This is a genomic window from Aliagarivorans taiwanensis DSM 22990 (assembly GCF_000429505.1).
In the GTDB taxonomy this organism is placed as follows: domain Bacteria; phylum Pseudomonadota; class Gammaproteobacteria; order Enterobacterales; family Celerinatantimonadaceae; genus Aliagarivorans; species Aliagarivorans taiwanensis.
In genome coordinates, this window is sequence record NZ_AUBZ01000009.1 from 58,513 (window position 1) to 82,436 (window position 23,924).

Consider the following 23,924-nt stretch of genomic DNA (forward strand, 5'->3'; position numbering starts at 1 on the left):
AGCTCACACTTTATCCTAGCTACGCGCACTAAGCTCTGCGCGTAAGCTAGTTAAGGAGAACCAATCAAATGACAGCCAGTGTATTCCACCTAGGGCTGAACCCCGAGATGATCGAAGGGGCCAAGCTCGCCATTATCCCAGGCGACCCTCAGCGCGTTGAGCGCATTGCATCCTTGCTTTCTGATGCTAAGCCCCTGGCCAACCACCGTGAATTCAGCTCTTACCTGGGTAAACTGGATGGTCACAGCGTGGTGGTATGTTCCACCGGTATCGGCGGTCCATCGACCTCCATCGCCGTGGAAGAGCTTGCCCAATTAGGTGTTCGCTGCTTCCTGCGTGTCGGTACCACCGGCGCTATCCAGCCACAGGTCAATGTCGGTGACGTGATTGTCACCACGGCATCGGTGCGTCTTGATGGCACCAGCGGTCACTTCGCTCCAGCCAGCTTCCCGGCGGCGGCAAACTTCCACTGTACCCAAGCTCTTTATCAAAGTGCCCAAGCGTTGGGGGCAACCACCCACATCGGTATTACCGCTTCCAGCGACACCTTCTACCCAGGCCAAGAGCGTTATGACACCGTATCGGGCCGGGTGGTAAAACACCTACAAGGCAGCATGGAAGAGTGGCAGGCGATGGGCGTGCTCAACTATGAGATGGAGAGCGCCAGCCTATTTACTATCTGTGCAACTCAGGGCTGGCAAGCCGGCTGTGTGGCGGGCGTGATTGTTAACCGCACTCAACAAGAGATCCCTGACGAGCAAACCATGAAGAAAACCGAAACCCGCGCCATCGACATCGTGGTGGAAGCGGCGCGTAAGATGTTGGCGCACAACGGCTAACTGACTTCAATACTCGGGCGACTGTCGCGCGGTAGCAGCGGAATGTAGTGATCGATCACGATCGTGCTTTGCTGGTCTAGCTTCGGCAGTTCGCTATAGTCTGCGGTGTTCACCAGCCCAAGCCCACTGTGGGTTGGATGCACCCGCAAACCATGTTCCGGAATATAATTGCTCCAAAGGTGGCGGATCATCGCCGCCTCTTGTTGGGCATTCCCCTCGAACACGCCCTTTAGATAGCGCCCTGCAGGAATCGTTTTACTGGATAAAAAGCGGTTGGCAGGTAGTGGCTGCTCGACGATAAACCCGGCATCAAAGCGGCATTGGGTGCCGAGTGTGACCAGCGGATTATCCATGGCTTGCGCCATCATCATCCGGGGCCGGCAGCTAAGGTGCTGATCCATCCAAGCGAACAGCTTATGCCACTGGGGGTAGCTGGCACCCGGCCCGTACTCTCCAAAAGCGCGGGTATAGGCAAAGTTAATTTCCGGCAGCTCTACCACTTTCACATCCTTCAGCCCCTCTGGCTTGCTGCTATCGGCGGGCAATACCGCGAAGTCCTCAGGTAACTCGATACTGCGCTGGGTCCGATTGGGGCAATCGCTACAGTCTTGGTCGCGCCAGTAAAAGTAGTAGCCACAGGGCTTCCAGAAATCTTGTTTGCACCAGGCCTTTGGGGTCATGGCGAAATGCTTGCGAAATGCGCGCGAGAACACGGCCGCCGACGAGAAGCCAGTGGCAAGAGCGACATCGGTGATCTTCATCTTGGGGTAGCGCTGCAGCAAGGTGGCCGCTCGCTCCAAACGCAGCCGCTGCACGTAGATTGCTGGCGTTTCGCCAAGGTAGTCGCGGAACAGGCGCAGCAGATGAAACGGCGAATAGCAGGCCTGTTGCGCCAACTCTTCCAGCAGCAGTTGCCCACCCAGATTGAGGTCAATGTAGTCCATAACGCGATGCAACTGACGTATCTGCTGGGGTTTCAAGTTTGGTTGAGCGGCGACGCTTACCGTCATCTCCTAAAGGCCTATTCCTTGACTGCTATTGAGTCATTATTAAACAAAAAAAACCGACTTCAAAACAACCGCTAGATCGCAATTTATGCAAAGTTTTTCGCTTGGCGACGACTAGTATGGACTCACTGCAAGGAGAAGCGCTTATGCAAGTCAGTCAGCCCAAACCGATCCCATGGACCTACTTAAAGGCTTTGTTTTTACTGAGCTTTGTCCTCTGTGCTGTGGTGCCGATCTATCGCACCTGGCTGGCGCAGATGCCATCAATAGCGCCTGCTAGCTCTCAAGCGCAGGATGCCAGCCGCTTTTTGGGGCGCTGGCAGGGCAATTGGGGCGGGGTGGTGATCTTCACTTTAGACTTCAAGCAGAAGTTGGGGCAACACCAGCTAAAGGGGGTGTTGCAACACTGGCCCAACCCGGGTCTTGGTATCGATGACCGCCCCTTACCACTGGTTGCCAATTTTACTGATGGCGAGCTGCACTATGGTGATAAACACCACCAAACCCGCCTGTGGTTTGAGGGCGAGCAGCTATGGGCGGAACTCAGCGGTGAGCATCAAGGCTTGTCAAAATTACAACCGATTCGTGAGGGAGAAGGCAATCCATGAGCCGTTTACGAGGATTTGATGGGATGCGGGCACTGGCCTGCATCGCGGTGTTAGTGCATCACTTGGTGCAGCGGCTGCAGAGCCACGACCCGGTGGTGCTCGGGCTGCATGCCGGCGAGCTGGGGGTGAGTCTGTTCTTTGTGTTATCGGGTGGGCTGTTGGCTTACCCGTTTTGGCGGGCGCATTTGCATCAGCAAGCGCTGCCGCGCCTCTCGGATTACGCACTGCGCCGCGCTGCGCGGATTGTGCCTGCCTACTATCTAGTGTTGCTATGCAGTTTTGCGCTCAACTATTGGCTGGCCCCCCATGATTATGCCTGGTCTCGCTTGCTTACTGGGCTTACCTTTACCGCGCCCTATCACTACGTCAGCTTTTTCAGCACCGATTTTAATGGCCCGCTGTGGTCGATTGGTCTGGAAGTGTCCTGTTATGCCTTGCTTCCGCTGCTGCTGTGGCCACTGTTGCGCAGCCGTTGGCATGGCTTAGCCAGCGCCGTATTGTGGGGCGTGGGGCTTATTCTATTGATGCAGCTACTGCACGCCCTGGCCCTGCAATGGTTTATGACCGATACCGAGGGTAAAGGCTGGCAGTACGGCATGATTGGCGGTGCCAAGCAGTGGCTACCCTATTGGAATGTGGCCGGATTTATGGGCCAGTTTTTGTGTGGTGGCCTGGCGGCGGCGTTGATTGCTGGTCTGGAAAAGCGTCGCCAACAAGCTCACTGGGGATTTGATTTGCTGGCATTGGCCTGCTTCAGCGCGATTGTTTGGGCCAGTCAGCAGTGGCTGATATCCGGCGCGCCGAACCCGCTTACAGGCCAGCCCTATCTGGCACCGCTCGCCGCGCTGCTGTTTGCCGCCATCTTGCTGGGGCTGCACTTTAGTGTGCTGGGGCACCGGTTGGTGGATAACCGCCTGTTCCGCCATATCGCGACCTTATCGTTTGGCATCTACCTATGGCACTACCTGCTTATCGAAGTGATCCGCGAGCTATGGGTGCCGCAGTATCATTACATGGGGATCCAGGATGTGGCGCTATGGTGGCAGCTATCGGCCATCGTGGTGGTGCTTAGCTGGACCTTGGCGGCATTCAGCTTTTACCTTTTTGAGCAGCCGATACTGGAGCGCGCCAAGCGCTGGAAGGCGCGCAGTCCGCTGGCGCTGGCCAGCACTATTTAGTCATAAGAGCCTAGCTAGAAAAAGGCTAGCCAGAACAGCCTAGCCAGCCAAGTCGGGGGCGTGATGATGGGCGGTATAAGCCTGTTGCTGGAGAAAGTTCACGATGGCTTGGTTGACCTCATCGGGATGCTCGTGGTGCAGCAAGTGACCGCAGTGGGGGAGCTCAATGTATTGGTGGTTCTCGCCGAGCTGCTTTCGTAGTTGCTCGGCTTGGGACACCGGCAGCACGTTGTCGAGACTTCCCCATACCAGCAAGCTAGGGTGGTCATCGAGCTGATAAGCCGCTTGATGATCGTGGTCTAGGGTGTGGATCAAGGTGCTGTAGATGGCATACCGAAAGCCTTTAAAGTGCATCTGTTCTTTGAAGCGATGAAGCGATAGGCCCAGTCCTCTTGCCCCATAGGGTCAACAAACTCCTTAAGCTGTTGATTAGGCATCCGTGGAATAAACCAGCTATAGCAGAGCAAACGGCCCAGTTTGCCGAAGCGAAAGGGCCCAGCGTTGATGCGTTTACTCAGTGGCGCCAGCAAGATGGTACTGAGTACCTGCTCGGGGTAGCGGCGGGTGTAGTTCGCGGCAATACACCCGCCCATGGATAAGCCCAGTAAATGAAAGGGAGTTCTCAGCCCCAAGTAGCTGATCAGCTCATGCAGTTGCTCTACCAGCAGCTCCGGGGTGTAGTCGGTGCGCGGCCGCGCCGAATAGCCGCGGCCATAAAAATCAAAACACAGCATTTGATAGCCCTGCCGCGCCAGCCACATCGCGTTGCGCTCAAAGCCATAACTGGGCACCGAGAAGCCATGCAGCATCACTAGCAGCTCACCTTGATCGGGCCCCAGCAATTGAAAATGCACTGGGCCATGACGCAGCTGAGCAAACTGTCCGCTGGCCAAGCGACGATTATGTTCATTGAGTGGGTGGTATTCGGCATTACGCAGCCCGGGCAGGGCAATCAGCAAGCAGCAAGCAGGTAAACAGAACAAGGATCAACAAGACGATGATCATAAGGCCTTCCTTGTATGAAATGAGATTTAAGCACAGCCCTCCTTGGCTGCCATCTAGAAAGATAGGTTAAATTGACGCTTTTATCACTGTGCTGAGATACACCCGATTAGGCACTGTATCGGCTCTGTATTGATAATTTTACAGTGCCCATGGGTTAATCAGGTGCGCCCCCGGGCTAATGCACTCTCAGTCTATTGCTCTATGCCGCGATCCCAGACTTGCTGGCAAAGCTCGCTGCCGTTGGCATCCAACGGCACTTCGAAGATCCAGCGTAGCGGCGCAACCACCGGGCTGGTGACAAAGCGGATGGTGGTGCCGAGTAGGCCGCCACTGGGTACGCCAATCTTGAAATCATCGAAGCTACCTTTAACCTGCACCGGGGTTTCCAGGCTAAAGATCTGTGCGCGCTTGGCCTGAGGGCGCAGCACTAAGCTGAGCGTCTGCTCGCCAAAGTCCACCTCGGTTTGACCGACGACCCGCATTCGCGAGGTATCAGCCAGCAGGATGTTTTGATCGAGTACCCCTTGCTCGCCATTAAACACCCCCACCACGCAGTTGAGCACCGAACGCTCACCCGGGTCTAACTCAGGCATTACCGCACTGGCCAGGCTGACTGCCCACAAGTCGAGTATCCCCGCTTCAAACTGTTGTGGCCACACGCCAAAGCCCAGTGTGCCATTGGCATTCTCCAGCAGGCGCTCCGGGGCATCGGTCTCACCGTGCAGATCGGCATGGAGGTTGAAGCGACCATGCATCTCGCTGTCGGGCTTGATGCGCCGTGCCAGCAGCCCGTAATCGAAGTTCTCGATATCCGCCTTTAAGGTGGTGGCAAAGCCAAGCTCGCTGGGGCGCAGGCTGGCGGCGATATCCACCTCTCCACCCGGGAGTTGCAGGTTTAGCGGCGCTAGCGTGAGTTGGCTATCTTGCAGTTGCCAGTGCATCTGGCCGGCGCCTAGCCAGTCTTCACCGGACTGCACCCGGTCTACATCCAGTTTGAAAACTGCATTGACCCGCGCCAGCGCTTCCAAACTGAGCAGAGGGGCGGCCTGTGAGTCTGACTCACTGCTGAGGGATGAGGCTTGCTGCGGCTGCACTGCATCTTGTCTATCTTGCTCGCCGTTCTGATCTGCCTCTTGCTCTGGAGCACTCCAGCCCTGCCAATCATGCAGGCGGAAATCGTCTAGCTGAATATGCGGTGCTTGCAGGGTTAGCGATAGCTCTGGCTTGTCGCGATTGGTGTAGATATGGGCCTGGCCCTGCATGCGACTCTCACCCACGCTCAGCTGCATATCGCGTAGCTGATAGCCGCGTCGATTCATCGCGAAGCCGGCGGTTAGGGCCAGCGGGCCGTAGGGCGGCAGGTCAAAGCCGTGCAGGCCATCCAGCGCTTTCAGCGAAGGACTGGACAGGCTCAGCTGCAGGCGGTTGCGACTTAAGTCAAAGGGGCGCTGTACCCGCGCTTCGGCGCTCAGCGCTACCTCGCCGAGCTGGGCCTGCAGGGTGAGCGGGATATTACTGCGCAGTTGGCGGAATTGCTGGAGCGGCAAGGAGCTTAAGTTAAGTTGCAGCTGGTAATCGAGTAGCTGCCCTTGCAGGTCAAAGCTTAGGGGCTGCTCGGGCGCGGCGCTGATCTTGGCGTGGCGGATGGCGATCTCACCCTCGGCTTGGGTATTGGGGTCGACCACCTGCCAGTAGCCTTCACTGAGGCCGACCTCGAGCTCTGCGTTGTCGAGCAGCTCGGCGACGCTATTGCCGTGCAGTTTAAGGCTCAGTTGGCTGCTTTCAACCTGCGCTTGAATGTTCTCGGCAAGCTCCAGCTCACGCAGCAACCAGCCGAGGTCGACATCGCGGCTACCCACCTGAAATTCCATGCTGTAAGGCGCATCGCGCAGGTCGAGGCTCAGGTCGCCGCCCACCAACAACTGTTGGAAGCGGGCACTGAACGGCGCCCGCTTCAGCCAGCCGTCGCGAGTTTCACCCTGAATCGAGATGGCCTGCAGTTCTCGCTCGCCGAGCTGCAGTTGCTCTACCTGTAGCGACAGGTCGGCATCACTCAGGCTAAAGCTCTGCGGCAGGATTGGGATGCTGAGCTGCTGCTGGCGGGCAGCTTGCGCCTGTTGCCGCGCTTGACGACGTTGTGCTTGGCGGGCTTTACGCTCCTCATCTGTGAGCGGCTGGCCGGTGCGGCGCGCTCTACGCTGGTCACTGCTGGCACTGTCACTATTGGTACTATCGTTGCCTGTTGGCTGGTCGTTGCGTGTTGCTTCGCTGTTGTCTGCGGCTTCAGGCATTGGCTCCAGCTCTTGCGGCTCTTCCAGCGCGGCCGCTTCTGGCCATAGTCCGAGCATCTGTGCCAGGTCGATGCGCTTGAACTGGCCCTGCAGCTGCAGGTTGGCTTGGTCGTCTTTGGGGAAGCGACGGGCGCGGAAGCTCAGCTCCCCTTGGCTATCGGCCAGCGTCAGCTCGGGGATATCGGCGTTCAGGTGATTGGCACTTAGGGAGAACTCGCTTCTCAGGGCGAAGCTGCCGGTGGCGTCGTCGCGCACCCCTAGCCAAGGGGCGAGGGCACCAAGCTCATCGGCTTGTACCGAGAGCTGCATTTCCGCGCCTTCCTGCCAGTTGCCCTCGGGCAGCGATGCGGCAAGCTGCACTTGCAGCGGCTGTGAGTCGATCTGGTAGTGAAGTTGCCAGTCTTCGCCTCGGTACAAGCGGTTGGGGGCGGTGGCTGTGGCCTGCATGGTCACCGGCACTTCGAATAGCTGGCCACTAAGGCTAAGCTGCATCTCTTCAGTGGTGCCACCGCTTAGCTCGCCCTGCTCGATCCCCAAGGGGCTACCGCTGGGCAGGCGCAGGTGACTCTCTTGCATGCGAAAGCGCAGCCGCGCGTTGCGCAGCAACTCGATGACATCGGCGCCATCGCTGCTGATGGCTAGAAAGCCGCTACCAATCTTACCGCTAGCGCCTTCCAAAAACGGGAAGCGGTTGATCATCTTGTCCAAGGGGGCATCGCGGGTTGCTAAACCGGCGCGTAGCTGCAGGGCATCTTGCTCGACCCGTCCGGTGAGGTTGCCGCGAAACGGCAGGTCGTCGATGGTGGCGCGCATCGGGGTTTTCAGCTGAGCTTCTTCCAGACTCAAGGCCAGCTCAATGGCGCTGATCTCCTGCTCCAGGCCAAGTACCTGTCCAAGTGTGAGCTGTAGGTCGATATCGGCCTGACTCAGCCAGTAATTGGCGATCTGCCCGAGTGGTGGCCGCTCCTCTTCGCTGGTACGTTCTTCCTCACTAGAAGATCTGTTAGCAGCGTTGTCCTGTGGATTAGCCGTTTGTTGTTCGAGGGTTTGCTCATCTTCCAGCGCGCTGAAGTTAGCTTGCTCCAGGCTGTCTTCGAGCCACGGGCTGAGATCGAACTGATCGATATTCAGCTCGCCGCCAATCACCAACTTATTCAGGGTGTCGAGCTGTAGTTGGCCATTTAACGTCGAGCCGGCGCTTTGCAGTGATAGGTCTTCGATGTGCAAGGAGCGAGGCAGGGCGGAGAGGGTTGCCTCTATCGCCAAGGGGCTGATCAGGGCGGCGTTGTCTCCGAGCAGACGTGCCAGACTGGCGGATTGCTCAGCCTGCAGTTGCAGTGCCAGTTTAGAGCGCTGTTGGGCGCTGGGGTCCACCAAACCAGTGAGCGAGAGCGCGATATCGCCGATCTGGGCGCTCAGGGTCAGCTCGCCTAAGGCGCCTTGCAGTAGGGAGTTAAGCTGCCAGCGCGAATCAAAGTGGTAGCGCTCTCCCAGCATACTGCCGGAGGCGCTTAGCTCGAGGTTGTCTTCATCGGGCATGGTGGCGTGCAGCTGCTCAAGCTGCCAGTCCACCTGTGCATCAGCCAGATGGTCGTAGTAGCTGATGGCCATATCCCGCACCTGCAGGCTCTCTTCGATGCGCACTTGGTAGGCGGTGCCGCGCCAGAATATCTGCTGTTCGATTAGGGCCTCTTCCGGCTCGGACTCCGCCGGCGGTGCGGCGCTATCGCTCTGTGCTTCGACCGGCGAGTTGTCGTTTGGCTGTTGGTCTGCATCGCTACTGGCAAGCTGCCAGTTATTGTCATTAAGGGCCCGCTGCTCGAGGTTGAGCTTAAAGCCATTGACGGCCAATTGGGTCAAGTTGATCTGCTGTTTGAGGATCGGCAGCAGCTCGAGTTGGGCGCTTAGCAGGGCCAGCTCTGCCAGATAGGGTTGCTGCCAGTCGCCGTTATTTTGCGGGTTGCCACTGTTAAGGCCGGTGTCTTCGTTGCCTGAGGGCTTAAGGCTGTGATTGTGCAGGTAAACCTGCTCAATACGCAGCGCCGGTTTGAGTGATACCTCAAGCTCAATAGCTCCGTCGATGGTGAGCTCGCGTTGCAGCTGCTGGCCAAGGATATCGGCAATGGTATTGCGTTGTCCGCTGAGGTCGACCCGGATGCCAATCAGTAGGATTAGCAGTGGCACGATGATAATCAGGGCGAGGATACCGGACAGACTGGCTAGCGCGATTTTGGCCTTACTCACAATAAACTCCGGGAGGCACTTAGGGGACGCTGAGATTATAAATCATAGCGGGTCTGGCTCAAGCGCTTGGGCCTGCAACTTGGCGGGTTTATCACTGTTTGTTTGCCTATAAAACATGCGTTTAGCGTGCTTATTGGGCGATTTGTCGGTGAAGGTGCTTAGGCGGTATGGCGTGGTAGTTGCACTGGCATAAGGAGCTGTTTCACTAAACAGACAAATGTTACATTTATGCACCATATTGGCGCAGCTTCGCTCGGCGTTTGCCGGCGCCTGTCCAACTTGGTGCAATCAGGGATGAGGAAACGATATGGATTCGGCCTGGCTATTGGGCACAGCGGCACTGGTGTTTCTGATGCAAGCGGGCTTTCTGTGTCTGGAAAGTGGCAAGATCCGCAGTAAAAACAGTATTAACGTGGCCGCCAAGAACATTTCCGATTTTATTATCGCCTCGGCACTGTTCTGGCTGTTTGGCTTTGGCCTGATGTTTGGCGACAGCCTTCACGGCTGGCTGGGCAGCAGCGAATTCTTGTTTGGTGAGCATAACTCCCCGGAGCAAATCAGCTTCTTCCTGTTCCAAGTGATGTTTTGTGGCACCGCCGCAACCTTGATGTCGGGGGCGGTGGCCGAACGAATGAGCTATCACGGCTACCTGCTGGCGGCGGTGGTACTTAGTGCGGTGATCTACCCGGTCAGTGGCCACTGGGCATGGGCGGGCCTGTATAGCGGTGAGGCCCAAGGCTGGCTGGAGCGCCAAGGCTTTGTGGATTTTGCCGGCTCCACCGTGGTTCACTCGGTGGGCGGTTGGGTGGCCTTGGCCGCCATCTTGATTATCGGCCCGCGGATCGGCCGTTTCGATAGCGAACATGCCATGCCGATGGGCAGCAATCTCCCTCTGTCGGTGCTGGGCACGCTGCTGTTATGGCTGGGGTGGTTTGGCTTTAATGGTGGCTCCACCCTCGCGTTTACCGATGCGGTGCCGAAGATCTTGCTTAATACCTGCTTAGCCGCGGCCTGGAGTGGCATCGTCTGCAGTGCCTGTCACTTCCTGCGCAAAGGCTTTATCGATGTCAGCTACATCCTTAACGGGGTGATTGCCGGGCTGGTGGCCATTACCGCCTGCTGCCATGTGGTCTCCGGGGCGGCGGCGGCGTTTATCGGCATGGTGGCTGGTCTGGTGGTGTATTGGGGAACCTGGTGGCTGGCCCGTTGCCGCATCGATGATGCCTTGGCGGTGGTGCCCGCGCACTTGTTTGCCGGCATCTGGGGCACCTTGGCGCTGGCGCTGTTTGCCGATCTCGAGGTGTTGGGTACCGGCCTAAGTCGCGCCCAACAGTTGGGGGTGCAGCTTCAGGGGATCGCCTGCATTGGCCTGTATGCCTTTGGCCTGAGCTATCTGCTGCTGCGCTTAATCGATATCTGGCTGCCACTGCGGGTGAGCCGAGCTGATGAGATAAGTGGTATGAACGTCTCAGAGCATCGCGCCAGTACCGAACTGATTGATTTACTGGACTCGATGCAGCAACAGCAGCGCGAGGGCACCTTCTCCGAGCCGGTGCCGGTTGAGCCGTTTACCGAGGTGGGACAGATCGCCAAGCGCTACAACCAAGTGATTGCCCGGGTGAATGCTGAGATCAACAAGCGCGACCATGCCATCACCAGCTTCCGCTCCAGTGAGCGGCGCAAAAGTGCCATTCTCGATTCGTCGATGGACTGTATTGTCAGCATCGACTTGCAGGGGCGGATCTTAGAGTTTAACCCTGCCTCAGAGCGCTGCTTTGGCTACTTGAAGCGACAAGTCACCGGCAAGAGTTTTATCGAACTGTTTATCGAGGAAGACAAGCGAGCGGAGATCAGCGAAAGCCTGTCTCATGGCTTTTCTACATCACAAGGGCTGCTACGCAATCGCCGTAACAATATGCTGCTTAGTCGCAGCAGTGGCGACCGCTTCCCGGCCGAGATTACCATTACCGGCGCAGGCTTAGGGGCCTCGGTGCGCGATGAGTTCACCCTGCACATCCGCGATGTTACCCGCCAACAGAAGATGCAATCGCGCCTGAAAAACCTGGCTTACAGTGATGCCTTGACCGGCCTGGCCAATCGCACCTACTTGATTCAGCAACTGAACAAGATGCTGCATCTGGCCGGTGGGAGAGATCTTGACGCGGCCTTGTTGTTTCTCGACCTTGACCACTTCAAAAAAATCAACGACACCCTTGGCCACAAAGCCGGTGACCACCTGCTGGTGGAAGTCAGCAAGCGCCTTAGCACGGTGTGCCGTAACAGCGACATTGTGGCGCGCTGGGGCGGCGATGAGTTTATTATCTTGCTCAAGCACGTAACCGGCGCCGAGCAAGCCCGCTTCAAGGCGGAGGAGGTGCTGCAAGCGCTGCGCCTGCCACTGGAGATTGAAGGCCGTCAGCTAAATGTACCGAGCAGTATCGGCGTGGTGTTCTGCGACAGCGCCTACAGCAGCGCCGAGCAGCTGGTGCAATATGCCGACATTGCCATGTATCAGGCCAAGCAGCTCGGCCGTGATAACTACCAACTGTTTCAGCCAGAGATGGCGACCCAAGCTGCCCGCGAATTCGACTATGAGCAGGCTCTGCGCAAGGGGCTGGAAGAGGAGCAGCAGCTTAGTCTGGTATATCAGCCCAAAGTGACCCAACAGGGGCAGCTGGTTGGTTTGGAAGCGCTGCTGCGCTGGCAACACCCTACAGAAGGGATGATTTCGCCGGTAGTGTTTATCCCGCTGGCGGAAGAGTCTGATTTGATTATTGGGCTGGGCGAGTGGGTGGTGGAACGCACCCTTAAGCAGCTCGACCAATGGCGCAGCGAAGGGAATCAGCTGGTGCCGGTATCGGTCAACATCAGCGGCAAGCATCTGCGTTCGGTGGGCTTGGTGCCGTTTATTCGACAGCGGCTAGCCCACTATCAATTGCCCGGAGAGCTGCTCGAGATCGAGCTGACCGAAGGGGTGCTGCTAACCGATATCGAGCGCTGCATTGAGGTGATGACCGAGCTCAAGGCGCTCAAGCTGAAGATCTCCATCGATGACTTCGGCACCGGTTATTCGTCGCTTAACTACCTGAAACGCTTGCCCATCGATGTGCTCAAGATTGATCGCTCCTTTGTCGATGAGTGCGCCAACACCCATGAAGATGGCCAGATCTGCGCCACCATCATCTCCTTGGCGAAGAACCTGGAGCTGACCACGGTGGCCGAAGGGGTCGAGAATCAGCAGCAACTGACGTTTCTGGCATCACGCGGCTGTGATGTCTACCAAGGTTTTTGGTTTTATAAGCCGGAGAGTGCCGAGTGGATTGCTCAGCTGTTAGCTGAGCCCGCTCAGACAGAGGCAGGACCGGCCTACACGCCGGTCCGTCCTTCGGTGAGCTAGTGTAGCTGGAACTGCTGCAGCTGCTGTTTTTGGTCCTCGGCCAGACGCGATAGCTCGCTGCTGGCACTGGCACTTTGGCTGATCCCGGTGACGCTTTCCCGGACGATGGCATCGATGGCATTGATGTTCAGGTTAATCTCTTCACTGACCTGACTTTGCTGCTCGGAGGCGGCAGACACCTGGGTGTTGATATCGGCCAAGGAGCTGATGGCTTGGGTGATCCCGCCCAGCGCCTGATCCACCTGTTCGCTTAAGCTGCGGCTGTTGGCCACCAGCTCCAAGCTGCTTTGCACACTCTGGTTGGCGCCTTTCGATTGCTGCTGTAGCTGCTCGATAATCCCGTGGGTCTCCTGGGTCGACTCTTGGGTGCGTGCCGCCAGCTGGCGCACCTCATCGGCTACCACCGCAAAGCCGCGACCACTCTCACCAGCTCGGGCTGCCTCAATGGCCGCATTCAGCGCCAGCAGGTTGGTTTGCTCGGCTATCTGCTGGATCACCTCGAGGATGCGACCGATGTTCTGCGACTCTATATCCACCGCATTGACCCGCTCTGCGGCCTGCTGCAGTTGCTGTTCCAGGCTCAGGCCCGCTTGGTGGTTTTGCTTAAAGATCTCGATGCTCTCGCGGGTCAGGGTGTTGGCGTTGAGTGCTTCATCCTGAGCGCTGAGGGCGCTTTGCTTGACCTGCTGAGAGCTGCAGGAGAACTGCTCCACTGCTGCCACCACCTGCTCTATCTGCTGCTGTTGATGCTCGGCCCCTTCGGAGGCCTGCTGCATTACCACCGCCAGCTCGGTGGCCGATGAGGCGGTGCTATCGCTGATCTGACGTAGGTGGGTGATTATGGTCGAAAGCTGTCCCACCGTGTGGTTGATGTCTTTGGCTAGCGCGCCAATTTCGTTGTCGCCGAAGTTGTCTACTCGAGCCTGCAGTTGGCCGTCGGCAACCTTGCGCATGCAGGCTTGAATTGCGGTGATCGGGCGTAGGGTTGAGCGGGCGATGGCCAGCGCAAACAGCAGCGATGCGCTCAGTAGGATCACCAAACCGATGGTGCTGGCGCTAAGTAGCTGCATGTAGCGTTGGTTGTTGTCGTCCAGTGCGCCGCGCGCGAGTTGATCAAGCTGCTGATTAAGCTCGGAGATGGCTAGCACCATGGTCTCGGCGCTGAAATGGAAACGCTGCATATTGTCGCGATAGGCCTGTTCAGCACCAAAGTTCATGGCGATCCCCGACATACGTTGCTGCCAAGCTGGAAGCAGGCGATTACGCACATGCTCGACAAATTGCTCGCTCGGCTCCAGCACGCTGGCCAGCGCTTGCTGCTCAATGCCTGCTGCTAATAGCCGCTGTTGCAACTCCGTCAGCTCAGCTTGCTTCGCGGTCAGCAAGGCATCCAGTTGTGCGAGCTGCTGGGCATCACTTTGGGCAGACATGCTGGCAACCTTCAGCTCGGTGACCTTGTCACTGAGTTCTCGTAATAGCTCCATTTGCTGCAGGGTTAACTGGGTCACATTGGATACGTCGCTAAAGGTGCGCTGCAGGTGATAGCTGACATAGCCTAGGCCGGAGAGGGTGAGCACCAGTGTTATTAACGAAGGTAACAGTAACTGCTTACTTAGGGAGAGTTGTTGAAATATGCGTTTGAGTATCATGCTTCCTGCCAGATAAATTGCTAGTGAACGGCGACCGCCGGCAAATGTAACGGCCAAGGCCGGGGCGATTAAATAATGAAAAGTGTTTTCTCTGGTATGTTTTTCAGCTGATGTGATCGCGAGGTCATTTTCGACTGAAAGGTAGCTCGCTTGCTGGAGAAACTTTCATCAAGCACGTCATGGGTGGACGAGGGCTGTGAGCTGCATCGGGGAGCGCTACACCGGGGAGAGCAGGGCGCTTGGTCGGGCGGATGATTTAAGCGACTACGCCATAATTTGCAGCGCCAAGTAGGGCACCAGATTAAACACCACAATGGCCAGCTTGTACTTGGCCAGATAGTCAAAGTAGCGCGCGTCCAACTGCTCTTTATCGAGGTGAAGCCAGCGCTGGTGGATATCGATAACCCGCTGTTTGGCGAGCAGCAGGCCTAGCGCCGCGAGCGATAGCAGGATGATGTTAATCAGGCTGCACCAGCCAAAAAAGTCGGTGAGTTGGGCAATGCTCATCGGCAGGTCCTCAGCAAGTGGGGACTCTAGTGTAACTAATTACTCAGTTGATGAGTGTGAGTAGGGATACGTTTCGAGGCAACGACGAGCCAGAAGGGTGCCCTTGTCCTAGCGCGTGTATTGAAAACTGACAGTTAAGGAATAAGCCTCAGATCTTTAGTAATAGCGCGTAGCTGCTCAACTTGCTGCTGTAACCCGCTCACCGAGGTCTCGGTGCCTTGAATAAGCTCGCCCACTGCCAGAGTTTGCTCGCGTAGTGGGTAGTTGTCTTCGCTAATGCCGTGCAAGTTTTTATCTGGATGTACCAGTTGAAACTGAAAGGTGCGGCTAGAGGGGGTCATATAAAATTACTATTTATCAGTTGGTTACTGGTGCTTTATTTAAAAAAGGTAAGGGCGAGCGACTAATCGCTAGAGGCTAGATTATTTATATTGATTTATCACATGGTTGATGCAAAGGTGATAGGTTTCCGAAAAAACACAAGGCGCCACTGTTGGGCGCCTTGAGGTTTAGTGTGGTGAAGCAGTTCAGGCTTTATCAAGCGCCTGACTGACATCGGCAATGATGTCGTCGATATTCTCAATCCCCACCGAGATGCGTACCAGCTCGCTGCTCACGCCCGCCGCTTTTAGCTCATCTTCGTTGAGCTGACGGTGAGTAGTTGAGGCTGGGTGGCAGGCCAGTGATTTGGCATCACCGATGTTGACCAGTCGCAGAATCATCTGCAGGGCATCGATAAAGCGGCCACCAGCTTCGCTGCCGCCTTTAATGCCAAAGCTTAAGATCCCTGACGCTTTACCGGCGGTGATCTTCTGTGCGGTGACTTGGTAGGGGCTGTCATCCAGGCCGGCGTAGTTCACCCACTCTACCTTGTCGTGGGCACGCAGGTATTCCGCCAGTGCCTGCGCATTCTCGCAGTGGCGATCCATACGCAGGCCGAGGGTTTCCAGACCTTGCAGGATCAAGAAGGCGTTGTGGGGCGAGATTGCCGCGCCGGTGTTGCGCAGCGGCACCACGCGGCAGCGTCCGATGTAGGCCGCAGGCCCTAGCGCTTCGGTGTAGACCACGCCATGGTAGGACGGATCTGGCTCGTTGAGCATCGGGAAGCGGGCCTTGTTAGCGGCCCAGTCAAACTTACCGGAGTCGATGATGATGCCGCCAATCGAGGTGCCGTGACCGCCGATGTACTTAGTCAGCGAGTGGATCACAATCGATGCACCATGCTCAAAGGGTCGACACAGGTAGGGGGTCGCTACGGTGTTATCGACGATCAATGGCACACCATGGCGCTGGGCTATTTCGCCCAGTTTCTGTAGATCAACCACATTGCCCGCGGGGTTGCCGATGGACTCACAGAAGATCGCGCGAGTGTTCTCATCGATGGCGGCTTCAAAGCCGGCAAAGTCGTCGTGCGACACCATGCGCACATCGATGCCCTGGCGCGGGAAGGTGTGGGCAAACAGGTTGTAGGTGCCGCCATAAAGCTGGGAGGTAGAGACGATGTTACTGCCCACATCGCAGATGCACTGAATGGCATAGGTGATGGCGGCCATGCCCGAGGCCAGCGCCAGACCGGCGATACCGCCTTCCATTGCTGCCAAGCGCTGCTCCAACACATCGGTGGTGGGGTTCATGATCCGGGTGTAGATATTACCGGGAACCTTCAGGTCGAACAGATCAGCACCGTGCTGGGTGTCATCAAAGGTGTAGGAGGTGGTTTGGTAGATCGGCACTGCGGCCGCCTTGGTGGTCGCTTCCGACTCGTAGCCGTGGTGGAGCGCCAAAGATTCTAGTTTCATCGTCAATCCTTGAGGTGAGTAAGACCCACCATGCTAGTAGCTAACGTGGGTCGAGAGAAGGTCTTCGCTGTGACTTACGTGGCTTTTTTACGGTTAGACGACTAAAATTTGCCAACTTTTCCGATTTAACTCAACTGCGAGCCTGAAACGCCATGCCTCAGCCCCCACGTAAACCCGCTAGCCGCGCCGGAAAACCGCGCAGCGAATCCCGCTCGAACGACGTGTGGGGCGACAAGGCCCAGCGTGGCCAAGCAGCCAAATCTAAGGCTGCTAACAAGGCAAAATCAGCCGCTAAACCTAAGTCTGCAGACAAGGCAAATCCTGCAGTGAAACCCAAGGCTAACGCGGTGGCCAAGCCCAAGGCTTCACTGCATCCTCGCAACCCCCATCAAGGCCGCTACGACTTTGCCCGCCTGATCGAGGTTCACCCGCCACTGCATGATTTTGTTAGAGCCAACCCCAAAGGCGACAACACCATCGATTTCGCCGACCCAGCAGCGGTGCTATGCCTCAATCAGGCCTTGCTGGCCAGCCACTATGGGGTGGGACTATGGCAGCTGCCGCCGGGCTATCTGTGTCCGCCGATCCCGGGGCGCGCCGATTACATCCACCATCTGGCCGATCTGTTAGGCGGGGGCGCTAAGCCGCCCGAAGGCAAGCAAGTACGCATTCTCGATGTGGGCACTGGGGCCAGTGTGATCTATCCCATTTTGGGGGCTCATAGCTATGGCTGGCAGTTTGTCGCCAGCGATATCGATCCAGTCTCGGTGAGCTGCGCCCAGACCATTGTGCAGAGTAATCCCGGCCTGAAAGGGCTGGTGAAGGTGAAACAGCAAAATGACCCGGAGCAGATCTTCGCCGGCATCATCGGCCGCGATCAGTTCTTTGCTGCCACCATGTGCAACCCTCCGTTTCACGCCTCGCTGGAGGAAGCGCTGCAGGCCAACCAACGCAAACGGCAAAACCTGGCAGCGGCGAAAGGGGAGAGCGTAGCGGAAACCAGTCCTGAGCAAAGCAAGCTGAACTTTGGCGGACAGAAGGCCGAATTATGGTGCCCGGGAGGCGAAATTCAGTTTTTGAGCAAGATGCTTAAAGAAAGTACTCACTTCGCCCAACAAGTAGGCTGGTTCACCTCTTTGGTATCAAAATCGAGCAATCTTAAGGCGCTGGAAAAACTGGCAAGGCAGCTTAAGGTGAAGAAGACCAAGGTCATCGCTATGGGTCAGGGGCAGAAGCAAAGTCGGCTGTTTGCCTGGCGGTTTTAGGCGCTCTGCAAGGTCTTGCACGCGTTCTAGCTGTAGCGAATTCGCTACGCATTCACACCGATAATAACAGCTCATCAAGGCTTGTTACCGCAAGCCTTGGCGTCAGCGACATATGCTTTGCCACTTAAGCCCTGTTAACTTTTGCCGAGCGCTGCGCCATGAGCAACAACATGATGATTGCCATCTTCGGTTTAATCGGTGCCTTTGTGGGGATCGTACCGGGGATCTTAACCATTGTTATGAACTGGTTGCGAAACCGCGACAATGTCAGTCGCACCCTGCGTGAGCTGGAGCTGGCCAAGTCTGAGCTGGAGTTTCTCGACCGCTGGCTGGCGCTGGCCGACAAGCTCGAGCAAGACGAGCAGGTGTTGGCCGAACAACAGCGCGCTAAGGCGCGATTGTTGTCACTGGTGTCTAAGCTTGAGTTCAGTTACAGCGGTTTGGGGTTAGCGCTCACTTCTGCGCCAAGCCCTAAGCGACAACGCAAAAAAGTGGCTTTCTACAGCTACAGTGGCTTCCTCGGTTTCATCTTATTAGGTTCCACCATCAACGATGATGGCGAATTTGACTGGGACTATTTTCTTAATGAAATTCAAGGAGATGGAACAACCGCTTTGATTTTCTTTGGGATTATTTGGGTATGCTACTGGTGCGTTTTTTGCGCTCTGGTCGCTCTTAATGATAGAAAGCGCATTTTGCGATCCGGCTTAAATTTCACCGCTTATTGGCAAGTTTTTAACTTGACAGTTTCATGAATAAACGACTTTTTAACATTTATCTTCATAGAATCATCAATAAGCAATTGCCCCTCGTTCAAACATTTCACACTCTGATCTGCGTCTGGTTCAGAGTAATTTAACACTATCCACTATCCACTATCCACTACCTGAACTTGGCTTGGTCAAGGAACGTCCATTTGGTTGCGGACTCTGCAGTCTTAGTCAGGGAGCTTGCCGACCAAATGTACTGACCTCACTGCGTTCGAGCGTGTCGCCTAGCGATACGTCGTCGAACCGAAGTTAAATGAATAACTTGAGAGGCAGAGCATGGAACTGAAGAAGTCAGTCGTTGTGGGCTTAATGGCACTGGGTGCTAGCAGCGCATTCGCAACGAACTATGGTGAAGCACTACAAAAATCAATCTACTTTTACGAAGCGCAACAATCTGGGCCACTACCTGCGTGGAATCGGGTTGAGTGGCGCGGCGACTCGGCTATGACCGATGGCGACGATGTGGGGGTTGACCTCACCGGCGGTTGGTACGATGCCGGGGATCACGTTAAGTTTGGTTTCCCGATGGCGGCGACCGCCACGATGTTGGCGTGGGGCGTGGTTGAGTACCCCGAGGCCTACCAACAGACCAACCAGATGGTCCATATCAAAAACAACCTGCGTTTTGTGGCCGACTACTTTGTCAAAGCGCACACCGGTCCGACCGAGTTCTGGGGGCAGGTGGGTCACGGTGGCGATGACCACAAATGGTGGGGCTCGGCAGAGGTGCTGCCGATGGCTCGTCCTTCCTTCAAAATCGACGCCGCCAATCCCGGTAGCGACCTAGCCGGTGAAACCGCCGCAGCCCTGTCGGCGATCTCCATGGTGTTTGCTGACAGTGACCCGGCCTACTCCGCCAAGCTGTTAGAACATGCTCGCCAGCTGTATGACTTTGCCTATGAGTATCGCGGCGTATATAGCGATGCGATTACCGATGCGCAGGCCTACTACAACTCCTGGAGTGGCTATCAGGATGAGTTGGTATGGGGCGCTATCTGGCTATACCGTGCCACTGGCGAGAGCAGCTATCTGGATATCGCCAAAACCGAATATCAGTTCCTGTCTACCGAGCCACAATCGGACACCCGCTCTTACAAGTGGGGGCAGGCCTGGGATGATAAGTCCTATGGCTCTTACGTGTTAATGGCAGCACTGACCGGCGAACAAGAGTATCGCGATGATGCCGAGCGCTGGTTGGATTACTGGACGGTTGGCTATCAAGGCAGTCGGATCAGCTACACGCCGGGAGGCCTGGCCTTCCTTGATACGTGGGGCGCAGCGCGCTACTCCTCGAACACCTCGTTCCTGGCGTTGCTCTACTCTGACTACCTCAAAGCCGAAGGTCTAAACGCGGCCAAAGCCCAAACCTATTATGACTTTGCCTACTCACAGTTAGAGTACATTCTGGGTGACAACCCATTGGGGATCTCTTACCTCATTGGCTACGGTGACTTCCACCCTACCAAGCCTCACCACCGTACCGCGCATGGCGCATGGAACGATAGCTCCAAAGAGCCCATCGAGAACCGTCACTTGTTGGTGGGTGCCTTGGTTGGTGGCCCGGGTCGTGACGACTCGTGGGAAGATGACCGCGATGATTACGTGAAAAACGAGGTGGCCACCGACTACAACGCCGGCTTCACCTCTGCCGTGGCACGGCTATGGCTGGACCATGGCGGTGAGCCAATTGACGACAGCTTGTTCCCACAACCAGAAGTGCGTGATACCGAGCTGTACGTTGATGCCAAGCTAAACTCGCAAGGCCCTCGTCATATCGAGATCTCTGCGCGGGTGCACAACCACACCGCTTGGCCAGCACGTACCACCGAACAGCTGACCATGCGCTACTTTGTGGATCTGAGTGAGGTGATTGCCGCTGGTTACAGCGCCGAAGATGTAGAGTTGCGCACCGCCTATGACCAAGGCAGTGGCTTTACCGGTCCCTTCCCATGGGGCGATCCTGCCCAGAACCTTTACTACGGCGAGATCAGCTTCAAAGGGGTGAATATCTTCCCCGGTGGCCAATCTGACAGCAAGAAAGAGGTGCAATTCCGCTTCGCCCTGCCGTCTGATAACAACGACCCAGACTGGGACAACAGCAACGACCCATCGTGGGATGACTACGGCTCGGCCCATGTACAAGCGCCGAAGATCGCCCTCTACGACAACGGCGTGTTGGTATGGGGCCAAGAACCCGCACCCGCCTGTGGCGCAGACAGCGGTATCAACTGCCCACCGATTGCGGATTCGCAAAGTGTCACAACACCGTTTGACACCCCAGCCAGCATTACCCTCAGTGCCAGCGACAGCGATGGCAGCATCGTCGGCTATCAGATCGCGATACAGCCAGCTAACGGCTCGCTGACCTTAAGCGGTGCGGTGGCCAGCTATGTGCCAAACAACGGCTTCTTCGGCAACGACAGCTTCGGCTTTGTGGCAGAAGATGACCAAGGTGCATTGTCGCAAGAGGCCAGCGTGAGCATCGAGGTGGAAGCGCCGATTATCCCAGCGGTTGCCATCAGCTCACCTGCCGACGGTGCTCAGTTCCCGCCAGCGGGCAACATCGATCTGCAGATTGACCTGGCCAATGCCTATGCCGCCAAGGTCTACGTGGACGGCGTTGAAGTGGCCAGCCGGGTTGGCAGCGGCGTGGTGACCATTGTGGCACCTGACTTTGAAACGACTATCGCCGTATCGGTGATTGCTGTGGATGAGAATGGCGAAGCCTTGGATGCCCAAGCGACGCTAAGCCTGGATATCGTTGAAGGGGTTGAGCCTCCTCTTGGCGGCCTGAGCTGTGCGCCGACCACCATCGACACGTGGCCGGGCGGCTTTGTAATGAACAGCGTTACCGTGAGCAACGACTCTGAGGTGGCAGTAGATGGCTGGAAGGTATTGCTGAGCTTTGACATGCCGGTAAGCCTAACCAACGGCTGGAATGCCAAATTGGCTGAGTCGAGCGATGGCATGGGCATCACCGCTGAAAACGAAGTCTACAACGGTTCACTGCCGGCCGGTGGCAGCGCCACCTTTGGTCTGCAGGGCAGCTACAGCGGCGAATTCATTGCGCCAAGCTGCACTGTTCTTCCTTAAGTTGTACCCGTAAATCAACAGCCTGCCAACTTGGCAGGCTGTGTTATCTCAAGGACTTATCATGAACTTTATCAAACGTTCTACCCCATGGATGGGGTTGGCGCTGGGCGCGTCATTGTGTAGTTCCGCCATGGCTGCCACCCCGCTACCCGATGACGACTGGCTGCGGGTTGAAGGGAATCAAATCGTCACCGCTGAAGGCGAGCCGGTATGGCTGACCGGGGCCAACTGGTTTGGCTTTAATACCTCCGAGCGGATCTTACACGGGCTGTGGTCGGTCAACCTCGAAGACACCTTAGCCAACATCGCTGGGCGCGGGATTAACATCCTGCGGGTACCCATCTCCACCGAGCTGCTCTACGAGTGGCAACAAGGCTATGAGAGCCCTGCCACGGTAAACGAGAGTGTTAACCCCGGTCTTGCGGGAGCCACCTCCTTGGACGTGTTCGATGCGATGATCGCTGGCTCTAAAGCGGTGGGGCTAAAAATCTTGTTGGACGTGCACAGCGCAGAGGCGGATAACTCCGGTCATGTCGCGCCGATGTGGTACAAGGGCGACATCACCCCTGAGATCTTCTTCTCCACCTGGGAGTGGGTGATAGAGCGCTACAAAAACGACGACACCATTATTGCGGTGGACTTGGAGAATGAGCCCCACGGCCTGCCATGGTCTGGCAGTGACTTTGCCAAATGGGATGACTCCCAAGATGTGAACAACTGGAAGTACGCCTGTGAGAAGGCCTCCAACCTGATCCTCGATATCAATCCAAAGATGCTGATCATGTGTGAAGGCATCGAGGTCTACCCCAAAGATGGCGTGACCTGGACCAGCATGGATGAGGATGACTACCACGGCAACTGGTGGGGCGGCAACCTGCGTGGGGTGCGCGACTTACCGGTGGACCTCGGTGAGCGCCAAGGCCAGTTTATGTACTCGCCCCACGACTACGGGCCGCTGGTGTTCGACCAGCCGTGGTTCTATGAGGGCTTTAACAAAGACACTCTCTACGAAGATGTATGGAAGGACAACTGGATGTTCATCCATGAAGAGAACATCTCGCCACTGTTAATTGGCGAGTGGGGCGGCTTTATGGACGGTGCCGGCAACGAGAAGTGGATCCGTGCCATCGGCGAGCTGATTCAAGAACACCGTCTGCACCACACCTTCTGGTGCTTTAACCCGAATTCCGGCGATACCGGCGGCTTAGTCGGCTACGACTGGACCACCTGGGATGAAGAGAAGTATGCGGTGCTCGAGCCAACGCTGTGGAAGAACGAGCAGGGCAAGTTTATCGGTCTGGACCGGGTGGTGCCGCTGGGTAGCGCAGCAACCGGGGTGAGCCTGGGCGACTACTTGGCCAGCACAGTATCGGCAGTCTCCATTCAAACGCCAGCATCGGGCAGTTATGCCTTAACCGGCAGCCAGCTAAGCGTGGCCTATCAAGCCAGCAAAGTGGCAGCGGTGGATGTGTATCTGAACAACCAGTTGGTGCAAGGCGCGGTGAGCGCATCGCCTGTGGCGGTGACACTGCCTGCTAGCGAGGGTGAGGTGAGCATTCGCTTGGTGGGGCTGGATGAGACTGGGCAAGCGCTTGAGGCTAGCGATAGCATCGTGGTCAATGTGGTGGACGAGTTGCCGCTGCAACCGCAGATCAGCTTGGTCAATCCTAGCGCTAACGCCACGCTAGAGAGCGGCGGCAGTGTGCTGGTAGAAGTGGCACTTAACGATGCTGCTGGCTTTATGCTGGACTTCGCCGGTGAGCAAATCCAGGTGGAGGGCAGCCAGTATCTGCTCGACTTGTTGGTACCTGCTGGCGACTACCTGCTAACCGTGACTGCACTAGATAGCGATGGGGCGAGCCTTGAGGTGAGCGATAGCCTGAGCCTGACCCTGCGCGAACCCGCCAGTGCCTTCCTTAGCTGTGAGGTCGGTAATCTTGATAGTTGGGATGGCGGCTTTGTGATTAACGCCATTACCGTTACCAACACCGGCGCGCAGACCATTAGCGATTGGCAGGTGTTGCTGGAGTTCCCAGTACCGGTGACCTTTAGTCAGGGCTGGAGCGCTCAGTATGAAACGCTATCGGATACCGAAATCAGCGTAAGTGGTGTTGAGTACAACCGACAGCTAGCGCCGGGACAGAGCGTCAGCTTTGGCTTGCAAGGTACCCATAGCGGTGGCTTTGCAGCGCCAGCCTGTGTGGCTTATTAGATTATCCTTGGTCAGCGTAGGTTGACAGCTTGGCCCGCCTCGGCGGGCCTTTTTTGATGC

Annotated in this window: 16 protein-coding genes; 8 read left to right on the plus strand and 8 right to left on the minus strand. The window is 56.7% G+C overall.

Annotated features, from left to right (window positions below; all coding sequences use genetic code 11):
• The first annotated feature begins 68 nt into the window (after positions 1-68).
• Positions 69-839: a uridine phosphorylase gene (udp, locus tag G462_RS0107815; protein WP_026958510.1), complete on the plus strand. Its 771-nt coding sequence runs from the start codon at positions 69-71 to the stop codon at positions 837-839.
• Here udp and G462_RS23845 read toward each other — a convergent pair.
• Positions 836-1,783, minus strand: coding sequence for an AraC family transcriptional regulator (locus G462_RS23845; protein ID WP_169720150.1), 948 nt, complete (start codon positions 1,781-1,783; stop codon positions 836-838). The genes udp and G462_RS23845 overlap by 4 nt on opposite strands.
• A gap of 209 nt (positions 1,784-1,992) precedes the next feature.
• Between G462_RS23845 and G462_RS0107825 the strand changes: the two genes are divergently transcribed.
• Entirely contained in the window at positions 1,993-2,454 is a 462-nt protein-coding gene (locus G462_RS0107825; protein WP_026958512.1) for a hypothetical protein, read from the plus strand.
• Positions 2,451-3,632, plus strand: a complete 1,182-nt coding sequence (locus G462_RS22065; RefSeq protein ID WP_084404976.1) for an acyltransferase family protein — start codon at positions 2,451-2,453, stop codon at positions 3,630-3,632. Before G462_RS0107825 ends, G462_RS22065 begins: the two co-directional genes overlap by 4 nt.
• A gap of 39 nt (positions 3,633-3,671) precedes the next feature.
• On the opposite strand, the gene G462_RS23850 is transcribed toward G462_RS22065, so the two are convergent.
• The 3 genes from G462_RS23850 to G462_RS0107840 all read right to left on the minus strand — a co-directional run bounded on the left by G462_RS23850 (position 3,672) and on the right by G462_RS0107840 (position 9,172).
• Positions 3,672-3,986 (minus strand): alpha/beta fold hydrolase, encoded by a 315-nt coding sequence (locus G462_RS23850; RefSeq protein ID WP_051326605.1) that lies wholly within the window; start codon positions 3,984-3,986, stop codon positions 3,672-3,674.
• Positions 3,944-4,615: an alpha/beta fold hydrolase gene (locus G462_RS22070; RefSeq protein WP_051326606.1), complete on the minus strand. Its 672-nt coding sequence runs from the start codon at positions 4,613-4,615 to the stop codon at positions 3,944-3,946. Before G462_RS22070 ends, G462_RS23850 begins: the two co-directional genes overlap by 43 nt.
• Positions 4,616-4,828: 213 nt before the next feature.
• Positions 4,829-9,172: an AsmA family protein gene (locus G462_RS0107840; protein WP_026958513.1), complete on the minus strand. Its 4,344-nt coding sequence runs from the start codon at positions 9,170-9,172 to the stop codon at positions 4,829-4,831.
• Between the two features lie 307 nt (positions 9,173-9,479).
• On the opposite strand from G462_RS0107840, the gene amt reads away from it, so the two are divergent.
• Positions 9,480-12,569 (plus strand): ammonium transporter, encoded by a 3,090-nt coding sequence (gene amt, locus G462_RS22075; protein WP_051326607.1) that lies wholly within the window; start codon positions 9,480-9,482, stop codon positions 12,567-12,569.
• Here amt and G462_RS0107855 read toward each other — a convergent pair.
• The 4 genes from G462_RS0107855 to G462_RS0107870 form a co-directional block, all read right to left on the minus strand.
• The gene (locus tag G462_RS0107855; protein ID WP_035477178.1) at positions 12,566-14,218 is read right to left on the minus strand and encodes a methyl-accepting chemotaxis protein; all 1,653 of its coding nucleotides are present in this window, start codon (positions 14,216-14,218) and stop codon (positions 12,566-12,568) included. The genes amt and G462_RS0107855 overlap by 4 nt on opposite strands.
• Before the next feature lie 264 nt (positions 14,219-14,482).
• Positions 14,483-14,725 (minus strand): DUF6868 family protein, encoded by a 243-nt coding sequence (locus G462_RS0107860; protein WP_026958516.1) that lies wholly within the window; start codon positions 14,723-14,725, stop codon positions 14,483-14,485.
• A 134-nt stretch (positions 14,726-14,859) separates the two neighbouring features.
• Entirely contained in the window at positions 14,860-15,066 is a 207-nt protein-coding gene (locus G462_RS0107865) for a hypothetical protein (protein WP_026958517.1), read from the minus strand.
• A 186-nt stretch (positions 15,067-15,252) separates the two neighbouring features.
• Entirely contained in the window at positions 15,253-16,524 is a 1,272-nt protein-coding gene (locus G462_RS0107870; protein WP_026958518.1) for an O-acetylhomoserine aminocarboxypropyltransferase/cysteine synthase family protein, read from the minus strand.
• 152 nt (positions 16,525-16,676) lie between these two features.
• Here G462_RS0107870 and rlmF point away from each other — a divergent pair, with 152 nt between their 5' ends.
• The 4 genes from rlmF to G462_RS0107890 all read left to right on the plus strand — a co-directional run bounded on the left by rlmF (position 16,677) and on the right by G462_RS0107890 (position 23,864).
• Positions 16,677-17,789, plus strand: coding sequence for a 23S rRNA (adenine(1618)-N(6))-methyltransferase RlmF (gene rlmF / locus G462_RS0107875; protein ID WP_084404977.1), 1,113 nt, complete (start codon positions 16,677-16,679; stop codon positions 17,787-17,789).
• Positions 17,790-17,947: 158 nt separating this feature from the next.
• The gene (locus G462_RS23855) at positions 17,948-18,544 is read left to right on the plus strand and encodes a hypothetical protein (RefSeq protein WP_157378578.1); all 597 of its coding nucleotides are present in this window, start codon (positions 17,948-17,950) and stop codon (positions 18,542-18,544) included.
• 291 nt (positions 18,545-18,835) lie between these two features.
• Positions 18,836-21,652, plus strand: coding sequence for a glycoside hydrolase family 9 protein (locus G462_RS0107885; protein WP_026958521.1), 2,817 nt, complete (start codon positions 18,836-18,838; stop codon positions 21,650-21,652).
• A 61-nt stretch (positions 21,653-21,713) separates the two neighbouring features.
• Positions 21,714-23,864 (plus strand): cellulase family glycosylhydrolase, encoded by a 2,151-nt coding sequence (locus tag G462_RS0107890; RefSeq protein ID WP_035477184.1) that lies wholly within the window; start codon positions 21,714-21,716, stop codon positions 23,862-23,864.
• The last annotated feature ends 60 nt before the right edge of the window (positions 23,865-23,924 follow it).

Excerpts from the sequence above, each read along its gene's own strand:
- udp (WP_026958510.1), top strand. The coding sequence starts at position 69 with ATGACAGCCAGTGTATTCCACCTAGGGCTGAACCCCGAGATGATCGAA.
- G462_RS23845 (WP_169720150.1), bottom strand. The coding sequence starts at position 1,783 with ATGGACTACATTGACCTCAATCTGGGTGGGCAACTGCTGCTGGAAGAG.
- G462_RS0107825 (WP_026958512.1), top strand. The coding sequence starts at position 1,993 with ATGCAAGTCAGTCAGCCCAAACCGATCCCATGGACCTACTTAAAGGCT.
- G462_RS22065 (WP_084404976.1), top strand. The coding sequence starts at position 2,451 with ATGAGCCGTTTACGAGGATTTGATGGGATGCGGGCACTGGCCTGCATC.
- G462_RS23850 (WP_051326605.1), bottom strand. The coding sequence starts at position 3,986 with ATGCACTTTAAAGGCTTTCGGTATGCCATCTACAGCACCTTGATCCAC.
- amt (WP_051326607.1), top strand. The coding sequence starts at position 9,480 with ATGGATTCGGCCTGGCTATTGGGCACAGCGGCACTGGTGTTTCTGATG.
- G462_RS0107855 (WP_035477178.1), bottom strand. The coding sequence starts at position 14,218 with ATGATACTCAAACGCATATTTCAACAACTCTCCCTAAGTAAGCAGTTA.
- G462_RS0107860 (WP_026958516.1), bottom strand. The coding sequence starts at position 14,725 with ATGAGCATTGCCCAACTCACCGACTTTTTTGGCTGGTGCAGCCTGATT.
- G462_RS0107865 (WP_026958517.1), bottom strand. The coding sequence starts at position 15,066 with ATGACCCCCTCTAGCCGCACCTTTCAGTTTCAACTGGTACATCCAGAT.
- G462_RS0107870 (WP_026958518.1), bottom strand. The coding sequence starts at position 16,524 with ATGAAACTAGAATCTTTGGCGCTCCACCACGGCTACGAGTCGGAAGCG.
- rlmF (WP_084404977.1), top strand. The coding sequence starts at position 16,677 with ATGCCTCAGCCCCCACGTAAACCCGCTAGCCGCGCCGGAAAACCGCGC.
- G462_RS23855 (WP_157378578.1), top strand. The coding sequence starts at position 17,948 with ATGAGCAACAACATGATGATTGCCATCTTCGGTTTAATCGGTGCCTTT.
- G462_RS0107885 (WP_026958521.1), top strand. The coding sequence starts at position 18,836 with ATGGAACTGAAGAAGTCAGTCGTTGTGGGCTTAATGGCACTGGGTGCT.
- G462_RS0107890 (WP_035477184.1), top strand. The coding sequence starts at position 21,714 with ATGAACTTTATCAAACGTTCTACCCCATGGATGGGGTTGGCGCTGGGC.